This window comes from Streptomyces sp. NPDC042346 (assembly GCF_055581845.1).
This window is the reverse complement of record NZ_JBVJEH010000007.1, coordinates 224,280-236,620: the sequence shown is the minus strand read 5'-3', so window position 1 is coordinate 236,620 and position 12,341 is coordinate 224,280. Positions and strand designations below refer to the sequence as shown.

The 12,341-nt window shown below is 76.1% G+C and carries 7 protein-coding genes and 1 pseudogene; 5 read left to right on the top strand and 3 right to left on the bottom strand.

The annotated features are described in order from the left end of the window. The first annotated feature begins 43 nt into the window (after nucleotides 1-43). Complete coding sequence (locus ACZ6K0_RS27250; RefSeq protein WP_469232669.1) at nucleotides 44-1,825, top strand: serine/threonine-protein kinase; 1,782 nt, start codon at nucleotides 44-46, stop codon at nucleotides 1,823-1,825. Here the strand turns inward: ACZ6K0_RS27250 and ACZ6K0_RS27245 are convergent. The 3 genes from ACZ6K0_RS27245 to ACZ6K0_RS27235 all read right to left on the bottom strand — a co-directional run bounded on the left by ACZ6K0_RS27245 (nucleotide 1,807) and on the right by ACZ6K0_RS27235 (nucleotide 7,451). Next, on the bottom strand, nucleotides 1,807-5,124 hold the full coding sequence (locus ACZ6K0_RS27245; RefSeq protein ID WP_469232421.1) for a helix-turn-helix transcriptional regulator: 3,318 nt from the start codon (nucleotides 5,122-5,124) through the stop codon (nucleotides 1,807-1,809). The two genes, ACZ6K0_RS27250 and ACZ6K0_RS27245, sit on opposite strands and share 19 nt — an antisense overlap. 125 nt (nucleotides 5,125-5,249) lie before the next feature. After that, nucleotides 5,250-6,092, bottom strand: a complete 843-nt coding sequence (locus tag ACZ6K0_RS27240; protein ID WP_469232423.1) for a phosphoenolpyruvate hydrolase family protein — start codon at nucleotides 6,090-6,092, stop codon at nucleotides 5,250-5,252. A 108-nt stretch (nucleotides 6,093-6,200) separates the two neighbouring features. Continuing rightward, the gene (locus ACZ6K0_RS27235; protein WP_376396668.1) at nucleotides 6,201-7,451 is read right to left on the bottom strand and encodes a Tm-1-like ATP-binding domain-containing protein; all 1,251 of its coding nucleotides are present in this window, start codon (nucleotides 7,449-7,451) and stop codon (nucleotides 6,201-6,203) included. A gap of 135 nt (nucleotides 7,452-7,586) precedes the next feature. Between ACZ6K0_RS27235 and ACZ6K0_RS27230 the strand changes: the two genes are divergently transcribed. The 4 genes and pseudogenes from ACZ6K0_RS27230 (at nucleotide 7,587) to ACZ6K0_RS27215 (ending at nucleotide 12,254) form a co-directional block, all read left to right on the top strand. Next, nucleotides 7,587-9,128 (top strand): aminotransferase-like domain-containing protein, encoded by a 1,542-nt coding sequence (locus ACZ6K0_RS27230; RefSeq protein WP_376396671.1) that lies wholly within the window; start codon nucleotides 7,587-7,589, stop codon nucleotides 9,126-9,128. Nucleotides 9,129-9,430: 302 nt separating this feature from the next. Further along, a pseudogene (locus ACZ6K0_RS27225) lies at nucleotides 9,431-9,721 on the top strand (FAD-dependent oxidoreductase); the annotation flags it as partial. Between the two features lie 50 nt (nucleotides 9,722-9,771). Next, complete coding sequence (locus tag ACZ6K0_RS27220; protein WP_469232425.1) at nucleotides 9,772-10,989, top strand: FAD-dependent monooxygenase; 1,218 nt, start codon at nucleotides 9,772-9,774, stop codon at nucleotides 10,987-10,989. Then, complete coding sequence (locus ACZ6K0_RS27215; RefSeq protein ID WP_469232427.1) at nucleotides 10,986-12,254, top strand: cytochrome P450; 1,269 nt, start codon at nucleotides 10,986-10,988, stop codon at nucleotides 12,252-12,254. The genes ACZ6K0_RS27220 and ACZ6K0_RS27215 overlap by 4 nt, the downstream gene beginning before the upstream one ends. The last annotated feature ends 87 nt before the right edge of the window (nucleotides 12,255-12,341 follow it).

Below are 12,341 nucleotides of genomic sequence, written 5' to 3'. Positions count from 1 at the left end.
CGACGGCCGCTTCGAGCTGGTGGAGCGACTGGGCGGCGGCGGCATGGGAACGGTCTGGCGCGCCCGCGACCTGGCCCTCCACCGTGACGTGGCCCTCAAGGAGGTACGCCCGCCGGATCCCGCGCTGGCCGAGTACGACGTCGAGGGCGCCAGGACCCTGCGGGCGCGGGTGCTCCGCGAGGCCCGGGCGCTGGCCCGGATCGACCATCCGGGCGTGGTGACCATCCACCACATCGTCGACGCGGGCGAGGGAACGTACCCCTGGCTCGTGATGGAGCTGGTCACCGGCGGTTCCCTCCAGGACCGCCTCGACCGGGGCCCGATGACACCCACCGAGGCCGCCGTCCTCGGCCACCGCCTGCTCGACGCCCTGACGGCCGCCCACGACCGGGACATCGAGCACCGTGACGTGAAGCCCGCGAACGTCCTGCTGCGGCCCGACGGGCGGCCGGTGCTCACCGACTTCGGCATCGCCGCGATCCGGGAGTCCACCGTCCTCACGGCCTCGGGTTCGATCATCGGCTCGCCCGACTACATGGCACCCGAGCGGATCCGCGGCCGCTCCAGCGGCCCCGCCGCGGACCTGTGGTCCCTGGGCATGCTGCTGTACGTGGCGGTGGAGGGCCACCACCCGCTGCGCCGGGAGAACACCCTGGCGACGCTGGCGGCCGTGCTCTCCGACGACGTGCCACCGCCCCTGCGGGCCGGCGGACTCACCGACGTCCTGACCCGGCTGCTCGTACGGGATCCGGCGACCCGTCCGGACACGGCGGAACTCGACCGCGCCCTGGCGGCCGCCGCGACCGGCTCGGAACCGGCGGACGCGAAGCCCGCCGACCGCCGGGAGGAGGCGGGCGCCGAGGCCGTCGAGGAGCGGGGGCGCGAGGTCGGCGAGCGGGCTGCGGCAGGGGAAGGGGGAGAGAGGGCCGGTGACAGGACGGAGACCTCGTTCCGGCTCGCGCCGCCGGCATCGCCCGCGTCTCCGGCATCGCCCGCGTCTCCGTCAGCGCCCGAGTCTCCGTCCTCACCGGCATCGCACTCGTCGCCGTCATCTCCCTCGTCCGCGCGTCCCGCGACGGAACCTTCCGTTCCCGCACCCTCACCGGCCTCGGCTGCCTCGGCGGCGCGCGCCGGTGGTGGGCGCCGGAGGGGGCGTGTCGGCCGGTTCCTCGGCAGCGCCGTCGTCGTGGTGCTCGCCGTCGGCATCCCCGTCGGGGCCATGACCTGGGACTGGCGGCCCGGCGAGGCGGGCGACGGCCCCACCACCGCGCCGCCCTCGCAGCAGGGCCCCGCCGCACAGCGCCCCGGCTCGTCGAAGACGGCGACTGCGACTCCGACTCCGACTTCGGGCAAGACCACGGCGCCGAAGGAGCTCGATCTGCTCACGCCCGCCGGGATCAAGTCCGCCGTCGCCGCGGTCCACGCCGCCACGGACGGTGCGAAGGTCACCAGTTTCGTCGTGTACCCGGAGTACGCGGTGGCCCAGTCGCTGGTCAAGGGCAGTACGAAGCGCTACGACCGGTACGTCTACCGGGGCGAGGACGTGGCCGTCCGCGAGGGCCCTGGCGGCACCTCCTTCCCCGGCGCGGTCCCGACCGACCTGGACGCCTTCGACTGGGACGCCCTGCCGGCGCTCCTGAAGCGCGCGGACAAGGACCTGGGCATCGACCGGCCCACCAGCCGGTATCTCATCGTCACCCCGGGCTCGACGATGCTCGGGAGCGGGCCCGGCCTGAGCGTCTACCTGTCCGACACGTACGGCGTGGGCTACATCAACGCCGACACGAAGGGCCGGGTGACCTCCACTCATCCCCGCGAGAACTGACCTCCGCCCACCCCGGTCCTGACGACCAGGGAGGCGAGACCCGCCCGGGTCTCCACACCCGTCTTGCGGTAGACCCGGGCGACGTGGCTCTCGACCGTGCGGGGGCTCAGACAGAGCCGGTCGGCCACCGCCTGGTTGGTCAGCCCTTCGGCGACGAGCACCGATATCTCGCGCTCGCGCGGGGTGAGCACGGAGAGGCGTCCGCCGAGGACGCCGCCGTCCGGTGGGGCCTGTCTGGTCCGGTCCGCCAGGTCGACCAGCATGCGGGCGCCGCCGTCGGCGGCCAGGCGGCGGCCCCTGCGCCACAGCGCGGCGGCCCGTGCGCCGTCGCCCGCGGCCTGTACGTGCGGGGCGGCGAGGAGCAGGCTGTGGGCCTCGCGGAGCCCGGCCCCGGAGCGGGCGCTCTCCCGCGCGGCCTCGGTGAAGGCCTCGGCGGCGGCCGCGGATTCGCCTCGGTGGGCCAGCACCCGCCCCCACGCGCGCTGGGCGGCCCCTCGCTGGACGGGCAGCCCGAGCCGCTGCGCCTCCGTCAGGGCGCGCCGGGCCACGCGCTCGGCTTCCGCCGGGTCTCCGGCCGCGAGGGCCGCCCCGGCGAGGAGTTCGAGATAGCCCGGGCGCAGGGAGGGCTGGAGCCGGGAGAGGTCCCGGTCGCCGCCCGCCCGCAGGAGCGCCCCGCGCACCCGGTGCGGGTCCTGGCCGAGCGGGACGCTGTGGGCGAGCATGCAGCGGGCCTGCGTGGCCCACCAGCCCTGGGCGGTGCCCACGGTGGCCGCCGCCTCCTCCGCGGCGGCCAGTCCCTCGGGGTCGCCGAGGGGGCGGGCGTGGAGGAGGACGGTGGCGCGGATCGCCCGGCTGAAGCCGAGGAGTTCGGCGCCGCCCAGGGTGCGGGCGACGGCGAGGGACTCCTCGGCCAGGTCGAGGGCGGCACCGACCCTGCCGGTGACGAAGTGGACGTACGCCGAGCAGAGGAGCAGCTGCGAGAGCGCGAAGGGCCGTCCGGCGCGGCGGGCGACGGCGATGCCCCGCGCGGTGTGACGCTCGGCCGTCGCGTACTCCTCCAGGAAGGCCTCGGTCCAGCTCAGCCGCACCAGCGACTCGACGTGGTCGGCCAGTTCGCCGTCCGTGAAGGCGTCGGTGAGCGCTGCGGCCTCCGTCGCGCGGGCGCGGGCGGTGGTGGTCGCGCCCTCGTAGGCCTCGCCGAGGGCGGAGAGCGTGAGGGCCTCCGCCGTGTCCGCCTCGTCGCGGCGGAGCCGGGCCTCGTCGAGGGTCCGGTCGACCTCGGCGCGGACCTCGGGGTAGCGGGTGGCGAAGAGGGCCCGGGCGCCCCACTCGACGACGAGTCCGGTCCGCAGGCCCGCCCGGGGGCCGGGGCTGCGCTCCAGCTCGCGGCGGAGCAGCGCGTCCGCCTCGGGGTAGCGGCCGAGGTGGCGCTCCATGAAGGCGCACAGGAGCACGGCGGAGGTCCGGATCGCGGCGGTGTCCTGGTGATGGCCGCCGGGAGTGCCGCCCGGGGTGTCATCGGCGGTGGCGGTGGCGGGGACGGCACCCGCGTCATGGCCGGAGCCGGGATCCGGGAGGGGACGGAGGGCGAAGCCAGGGACCGGAAGGGAGGCGGCGACCGGGGCGGGGGCGGGGGCGGAATCGGGAGCGACACGGGGGCCGGGAAGGGTGACCGGCCCGGAAGCGGGCCCCGGACCGGATTCCGGGGCGGTGTCCGGACGGCATGTGTCGATCAGTCGGTGGAGGAGGTCCCGGCTCTCCGCGACGCGACCCGCGGAGCCGAGCGCATGGGCTCGGCGGAGCGTCAGTTCGTGCCGGTGGGCGAGGTGTTCGGCGGTGTCGGGGAGGTGGTCGAGGGCGGCCGCGAGCCAGTGGGCGGCGCGGGCGGGGTCGACGGTCCCGGTCCGCTCGGCGGCTTCGACGAGTACCGCCGCAGTTCCGGCGTCCGGGCCGGTCGCCGCGCCCACGAGGTGCGGGGCTCGCGCGGTCGCGGGTGCGCCGGCGCGGGCCAGTGCGGCCGCCGCCCGCCGGTGCAGCTCGCGGCGGCGCCACGGGTCGAGCGCGGCCCGGACCAGTTCCGGGACGGCTGGGTGGCGGGGGCCGAGGGTACGGCCGTCCTCCTCGGGGCGGACGAGGTCGCGGCGGGCGAGCGCGCGCAGGGCGACGTCGATCGCCTCGTGACCGTCCCCGACCTCCCCGACCTCCTCGCCTCCCCCGTCTCCCCCGTCTCCCCCGTCGGCGGTGCGGGCCGGGGACGCCACGGCCGCGACCAGTTCGGTCGTGGCACGGCCGTCGAGCACGGCGATCGCCTCGACGACCGCCCGCTCCACCGGGCCGAGCGGTGTCAGTTCGTCGAGGAGCACCGCGACGGGTCCGGTGCCGGGCGCCCCGCCGTGCCGGGTGCGCGTGCGGGTGTGGGCGAGCGCGCGGAAGTAGAGCGGGTTGCCGCCGCTGGCCGCGTGGAGCTCCCCCACCGTGTCCTGCGGCACCCCCGGGGCCAGGCCCGCGGCGCAGTCGTCCGGGGCCAGCGGTCCGAGGTCCAGCCGGGCGAGGGCGCCGGAGTCGGTGGCCCGGGCCAGGGAGGAGGCGAGGGCGGGCGGCGTCTGGCGCTCGCGGCGGGCCACGACGACCAGGACGGGGGCGCGCAGCGGGTGCCGGAGGAGATGGTCGACGAGGGCGACGGTGGCCGGGTCCGCCCGGTGGAGGTCGTCGAGGAGGAGCACGAGCCCGGGCGCGGGCACCCGGCCCAGCGCCGCGCCGATCCGCCGCACGCGCTCGCCGTGTCCCTGTCCGCCCGGCCCTGTCCCGGCCATCACCTCGCCCGGCAGCCCGTCACGGGCGTCACGGGCGTCACGGGCGTCACGGGCGTCACGGGCGTCACGGGCGTCACGGGCGTCAACGGCGTCATGGACGTCATGGACGTCATGGATGTCATGGACGTCGTGCTCGACGAGGCGGGCGAGTTCCGCCAGGGCCGGGGTGGTGGCGCGCTCCCGGTGGTCGAGGTCGGCGAACGCGTCCACGACGGCCTGGAAGGCCGTGCCGCCGTCCCCTTCCCCATCCCCTTCGGCGGTTCCGGCCCTGCCGCTCAGGACGGTCGTTCCGCGCGCCCTGGCCCGTATCGCGAACTCGGTCAGGAGCCGGGTCTTGCCGATGCCCGGTTCGCCCGTGACGTCCACGGCCACCGGGCCCGCGCCCTCCGTGCGGCGGCCCAGCAGCCCGTCCAGCCGGTCCAGTTCCCGGGCACGCCCGACGAGGGGTGCGCGGTCGCCGCACCCCTGGTCCGCGAAAGTGTCCACGTATCAATCCCCCTCGTGCGGTCGCACGTCGGTCGCGCGGTCGTGCGGCCCTGCTCTTTTCCCCGCTCTCAGTTGTACGGCACGCCACCGACAGGCCCGTCGGCCGGAGGTCCCACGGGGAGCGGTCAGCCGAGGGCGAGCGCCTTGAACGCGCGGGTCTGCTCGGTGACGGCCCGCTCGGTGGGCAGCCGTTCGATCGACGAGGCCCCGAAGAAGCCGACGACGCCGGTGGTGTGCTCCAGGACGTAGCGCGCGTCCTCCGGCTCCGCGATGGGCCCGCCGTGGCAGAGGACCAGGACGTCGGGGTTCACGCGCTTGGCCGCGTCGTGCATCTCCTGGACCGCCGCGGCCGCCTGGTCGAGCGTCAGGGCCGTACCCGCGCCGATGGCGCCCTTGGTGGTGAGCCCGACGTGGGGCACGAGGACGTCGGCGCCCGCCGCCGCCATGGCGGCCGCCTGCTCCGGATCGAAGACGTACGGGGCGGTGAGCAGGTCCCGCTCGTGGGCGGCCCGGACCATGTCGACCTCCAGGCCGTACCCCATGCCGGTCTCCTCCAGGTTGACGCGGAAGGTGCCGTCGTACAGGCCGACCGTGGGGAAGTTCTGGACGCCGGCGAAGCCCGTGGCCTTCAGCTCGTCCAGGAAGACGTCCATGCGGCGGAACGGGTCGGTGCCGCAGACCCCGGCGAGGACGGGGGTGTCGCGGACCACGGGCAGCACCTCGCGGGCCATGTCCTGGACGATCGCGTTGGCGTCCCCGTACGGCAGGAGTCCGGCGAGCGACCCACGGCCCGCCATCCGGTAGCGGCCCGAGTTGTAGATGATCAGCAGGTCGACCCCGCCGGCCTCGGCGCACTTGGCGGAGAGTCCGGTGCCCGCCCCGGCGCCGACGATCGGCCGGCCGGCGGCGACCTGGCCGCGCAGCCGGGCGAGAACGTCCTGACGGCTGACGGTGGATCCGGTGTTCACGGTGGTGGCTCCTCGGTGTGTGGGTGGCCCGGTCCGGGGGCCGTTCGGTGACCCGGTCGTTCGGTGACCCGGTCGTTCGGTGACCCGGTCGTTCAGTGGCCCGGTCGGTCAGTGGCCCGGCCCGCGGGTGTTCTCCGCGATCAGCTGGTGGAGGCGGTCGGCCATCGCGACCGCGAAGGAAGCGTCGTTGACGTGGGCGTCGAGTTCGTGGACGCGGACCTCGCCGCCCCGGACGGCCGCGCGCAGGGCGTCGAGACCGGCCCGGTCGGCCTCGGGGTCGTCGAAGGGGCCGTCGGCCGTGTCCACGGCGGAGATGCCGCGCAGCGGCCAGAAGACCTCGGCGGGACCGCGCGCCGTGCGGAGCTTGCGGCCCATCGAAGTGCCGAGTTCGGCCATTTCGGCGGCGGTGGTGCGCATGAGGGTCACGGTCGCGTTGTGGACGAGCAGCCGGCGGCCGGTGAACCGTTCCGGCACGGTCGCGGCCGGGCCGAAGTTGACCATGTCGAGGGCTCCGGGGGCGACGACCTGCGGGATGCCCATGGCCCCGGCGGCGGTGAGCCGGGCGGGGCCCGCGCTGAGCACGCCGCCGACCAGCTCGTCGGCGAGCTCGGTGGTCGTCAGGTCGAGTACGCCGTCGAGCATGCCGTCCCGCGCCAGCTTCTCGACGGCCCGGCCGCCCGCGCCGGTGGCGTGGAAGACGAGGACCTCGTAGCCCAGTTCGGCGAGCCGGGCGCGGGCCGCGTCGACGGCGGGGGTCGTCACGCCGAACATGGTGGCGGCGACGACCGGGCGCCCCCGGCCGGCGGGCTCGTCGTGGTTGCGCTCGTGCCGGCGGGCCATTCCGGCGGCGGCCGCGGCGGCGTTGCCGAGGACCTGGCAGGAGACGGCGTTGAGGCCGGAGATGTCGACGACGCTGTACATCATGGTGAGGTCGCTGCTGTCGACGTACGGGGAGACGTCCCCGCCGGCCATGGTGCTGACGAGCACCTTGGGTACGCCGATGGGCAGGGCCCGCATCGCCTGGGCGGCGATCGCGGAGCCGCCGCTGCCGGCCGCGGCGAGCACGGCGTGCAGCTTGCCCTTGCGGTAGAGGTCGAGGACGACGCGCGCGAGGCCGTGCGCCATCGCGGCGACGGCGGCGCCCCGGTCGCCCGCGGCCCGCAGCCTGGCGAGGTCGTGGCCCCCGGCGCGCGCGACGACGTCGGCGGAGACGTCGGGCACGGGCGCGTGCGCGGGTGGCGGCAGGACACCGGTGTCGACGAGGAGGACGTCGCTGCCGTACTCCCTGAGCCGCTCCCGCAGCCAGGCGTACTCCTCCCCCTTCGTGTCCAGCGTCCCGACCAGCACGACGGTCGCCATGCCTCCACCCTTCTCCCGGTCCCGCGTCCGGTACCGCGGTCCGGTCCCGTTCTCGTCGATCCTCCGTCGCGCCACCTGCGGCGACAACGACCACTCCGGGCGTATTGGCCTGCGTCGTGGCGCACTATGGGAGCCATGGCCAGGATTGCTTCGACCCGTTTGTCCCGACTTCTCACCGGCTGGTCCTCGGAGGGACCGGGGCCCCTGCCACGCCGACTGGCGGACGCGCTGCGGGAGCTGGCCGAGCGCGGCGACGTACCGGCGGGGACCGTGCTGCCCTCGCAGCGCGAACTGGCGCTCGTCCTGGCCGTCAGCCGGTCCACGGTCACCTCCGCGTACGGCCTCCTGGAGGCCGAGGGGTGGCTGGAGAGCGTGCGCGGCAGCGGCTCGCGGCTGCGGGGCTCGGGGGCGCTCGACCGGTACGTCGCCGAGGGCCGGCTCGTGAGCTTCGACGCCCGTACGGGCACGGGCACGGCGGACGTCGCGGACCTGTCGAGCGGGGCGCTCCCGGGGCTCGGCGCGGTCGGCGAGGCGGTGGGGGCACTGACCTCCGGCGACCTCGGCGGGCTGCTCGTGGCCGACGGCTACCACCCGTACGGCATCCCGGCGTTGCGGGAGGGCATCGCCGCGTACTACCGGGCGGCCGGCGTGCCGACGGAGGCCGCGGAGATCCTGGTGACCGCGGGTTCGCAGCAGGCGGTGTGGCTCGTGGCGCAGGCGCTGGTGGAGCCGGGCGACACGGTCGTCGTGGAGGACCCGACGTACCGGGGTGCCCTGGAGGCGCTGCGGGCGCGGGGCGCCCGGCTGGTACCGGTCGGCACGGAGGGCGCCGACGGGGGCGACGGTTCCGGTGCGGCGGCGGTGCGGCGGCTGAGCGCCCACGGCAGGCCCCGGCTGGTGTACCTCCAGCCGACCGTGCACAACCCGACGGGGCGGACGCTGGACGGCGCGGCGCGCCGGGAGTGGCGGCGGGTCCTTGAGGACCTGGAGCTGTTCACGGTCGAGGACACGGCCTGTGCGGAACTCGCCCTCGGGGACGGGGACGAGGACGAGGGCGGCACCGTCGGGCGCGGCGGCGGGGACAACGGCGGGCACGGCAGCGGGGACAGAGGCCGAGACGGATACGGGGAGTCGGCCGGGGCCGGCGCTCCGGCGCCTCTGGTGGCCGGGCTCCCCATGGCGTCGACGGTGACCGTGGGCACGCTCTCGAAGCTCTTTTGGGGCGGTCTGCGGGTGGGTTGGGTCCGTTCCTCCCCCCAGGTGGTGGCCCGGCTCGCGAAGATCAAGACCTCGGTCGACCTGTCCTGCTCGGTCATGGACCAGCTGGTGGCCGTCCGGCTCCTCGACCGGTTGCCCGAGGCCCGGGCCCGGCGCAGGGCCGAGCTGCGGGCCCAGCGGGACACGGCCGAGGCGCTGCTGCGCTCCGGGGCTCCGCACTGGGAGTGGACCCGGCCGGCGGGCGGCGCCGCCCTCTGGGTGCGCGTCCCGGGCACCGACACCGAGACCCTCGCCCAGCTGGCGCGGCGCCGTGGCGTCTCGGTCGTCCCTGGCTCGGCCTTCTCCCCGGTGGACGGCTTCCGGGACCGGCTCCGACTGCCCTACGCCCACGGGACCGCGGCCTTGGCGGCGGCCCTTCCCACGCTCCTGGAGTGCGCGGAGCGCGCGGCGGCGGGGTGACGCCTGGCCAGAACTGGCCACGCGCCCGGGCCCGAGAGGCGTCCTTCTGTCAACTCGGGCAGGTCGCCCCCGCGCCCAGAGGTCTCGATCAGGCCAGGTCGCGGCGGCTCTCCACGGGCGGACCACGGCACCGGAGGGGTGCGGACGGCCGGATTCCACTGCTCGTCACTCAAACGGAACAGATGATGCACAGGTCGTCATACCCCCAGGTCGCAGTGATCCCAGCGCCCCCGTACACGCCCTGTTGAAGGTGATCTTCCGCGAGCACGCTGAACACCGGGAACGGTGAGCGGCGAGCGGGGGTGGACCGGTTGGACACAGGCAGGGGCGGAGACGTCGGCGGGGACAGGGCCGGCGAAGGAGGCGGCACAGGAGCCGGCGGAGGAGCAGGCGAAGGAGGCGGCACAACGGCCGGCGACGAGGGCCCGGCCGGCGACGTGGACGTGTGCGTGGTCGGGGCGGGCCCCGTCGGCCTCACCCTGGCCATCGGCCTGCGCCGGCTCGGGCTCCGCGTCCGGATCGTCGACAAGGCGCCCGCGACCAAGCGCGAGGCCCGGGCCCTGGTGCTGTGGGCGCGGGCCAGGGAGGCGCTCGACGCCCTGGGCGTCGGCGAGACGCTTCTGCGTCACGGGGTGGAGCTGGAATGGGCTGCGACGGGGCCTCCTCCCCCGTGCGCAAGGCCTGCGGGATCGACGCGCCCGAGCGGCACCGGACCCGCACCCTGCGCAACATCCTCTTCCGGGCCCCCGGGCTCGGGGCCGGGCTCGGGCCGGGCGCGGCGCTCGTCCACTTCGTCACGGAGCCCGGCGGGCTGCGCTATCCGCTGCGGGCGATGGACGGCCGGGGGCTGTACCGGCTGACGTGTCCGGCCGGGCCCGCCGACGCCGAGCGGGTCGTGCGGCGGGCGATGGCGCTGGACGTACCGGTGGAGGTGGTGTCGGACACCACCTGGCACCTGACGCACCGGGTGGCCTCGCGGTACCGCGACGGCCGGGTCTTCCTCGCCGGGGACGCGGCGCACACGCTGTCGCCCTCGGGCGGGCTCGGTCTCGCGACGGGCGTGGGCGACGCCGCCGACCTGGGGTGGAAGCTGGCGGCGGAGCTGGCGGGCTGGGCGGGAGCGGGGCTGCTCGACACGTACGAGAGCGAACGGCGGCCGGTCGCCGTCGGCAGCCTGGAGGAGAGCCACCGCAACCTGCGCCGGACCGTCGACCGGCGGCTCTCCGCGGCGCTGCGCGACGGGACGGAGGAGGGCGAGCGGGCCCGCGCCGCACTGGGCAGGGAGATCGCGGAATCCGATCCGTTCAGGGAATTCGACGCGCCCGACCTGCACTTCGCGTACCGGTACGCCTCGCGGGCGATCGCGGACGAGAAGGGCGGGACGGGTCCGGCGCGCGACGTGGACGGATCCGACGGGCGCGAAGGGTCCGACGGGCGCGAGGGGTCCGGTGCGTCCGACGGGTCCGACGGGTCCGACGGGCCGGTCTGGAACCGTACGACGCTTCCCGGGGTACGGGCTCCCCACGCGTGGCTCGGACCGGGCCGGTCGACGCTCGACCTGTTCGGCGGGGAGTTCGTCCTGCTCTGCTTCGGGGACGGCGTGGATGGAGGAGTCGGCGGGGACGGCGGGGAGGGAAGGGTCGGCGGGGACGGCTGCGGTACTCCCGACGGTCTCGTCCGCGCCTTCGCCGATCGCCGGGTCCCGCTCCGCGTACGGCACTGCCGCGACCCGGAGGTGGCGCGGCGGTACGAGCGGCCGTTCGTCCTGGTCCGCCCTGACGGGCACGTGGCGTGGCGCGGGGCCGCCCTGCCGGCCGATCCGCTGCGGGTCGCGGATCTGGTGCGCGGGGCGGGCGGATGAGCGGGCGCACGGGCGGGATCCGTACGGGCGCGGGCGGGCCGCCGGAGCCCCCGGAGCCCTTCGACCCGGCGCGGCTCGACCTGGCCGACCCGTACCCGGTCTACCGGCGCTACCGGGAGACGGACCCGGTGCACGCCGTACGCGGCGGTCCGGACGGGCACGGCGGGGCGGCGCCCACGACCTGGTACCTCTTCGGGCACGCGGAGGTGGCGCACGTCCTGGCGGGGCGGAGCTTCGCCAGGACGTCCCCGCTGACGGCGCGCTCGGCGCCGGTGCCGGACGGATACGTCACGCTGCGGCGGGTCGTCGAGAACTGGCTCGTCTTCCTCGACCCGCCCCGGCACACGCGGTTACGGGCGCGGGTGACGCCGCCGCTCGGGGCCGCAGCCGTGGCGGCGATGCGTCCGCGCGTACGGGAGATCGCGGAGGAGCTCGTCGCGCCGCTCGCGCGGCGGCCGGTGGTGGAGCTCGTCGAAGGCTTCGCCGCTCCGTACCCCCTGCTGGTCATCGGCGGGCTGCTCGGGGTGGAGGCCGAGCGGTGGCCGTGGTTCCGCGAGCAGGCGCTGGCGTTGCAGCAGGCGGGCGGGACCCGGGGCGACCGGACGCCGGCCTCGCTGGACGGGGCCGAGCGGGCGGCGGCGGAGCTGGACGGGTACTTCCACCGGGAGCTGGAGGCCCGGCGCGGCGAGGACCGCGGGGATCTCCTCTCGGCGCTGGCGCGGGCGGGGACCGAGGACCCGTCCCTGAGCGGGTCGGAGCTGGCGGCGACCTGTACGCACCTGCTGACCGCCGGGCACGAGACGACGACGGGACTGATCGGCAAGGCGGTGCTCGCGCTGCTGGCGCGCCCGGAGGTGGGGAACGAACTCCGGGCCGATCCGGGGCTGTTGCCGAACGCCGTGGACGAGTTCCTGCGCCACGACCCGCCGGTGCAGATGGTGACGCGGTGGGCGCACCGGGACACGGAACTGGCGGGCCGGACCGTCCGCCGGGGCGACCGCCTCCAGTTGGTCCTGGGCTCGGCCCACCGGGACCCGGACCGCTTCCCGGACCCCGAGGTCCTCGACATCCACCGCGACAGCGGCCGCCACTGCGCCTTCGGCCTGGGCATCCACTACTGCGCGGGGCGGCGCTCGCGCGCGCGGAGGCCGAGATCGGTCTCGGCGTCCTCCTCGACCGGCTTCCGGCGCTCGCGCCCGGAGCCCGGCCGGGGGTCGAGGTGGAGTACGCCCCCGACTGGGTGTTCCACGGCCCGTCCCGCCTGACCCTGTCCTGACCCCACTGACCCGACCCCACTGACCCCACTGACCCCACTGACCCCCGGGAAGTTATACCCCCCACGGGTATAACGA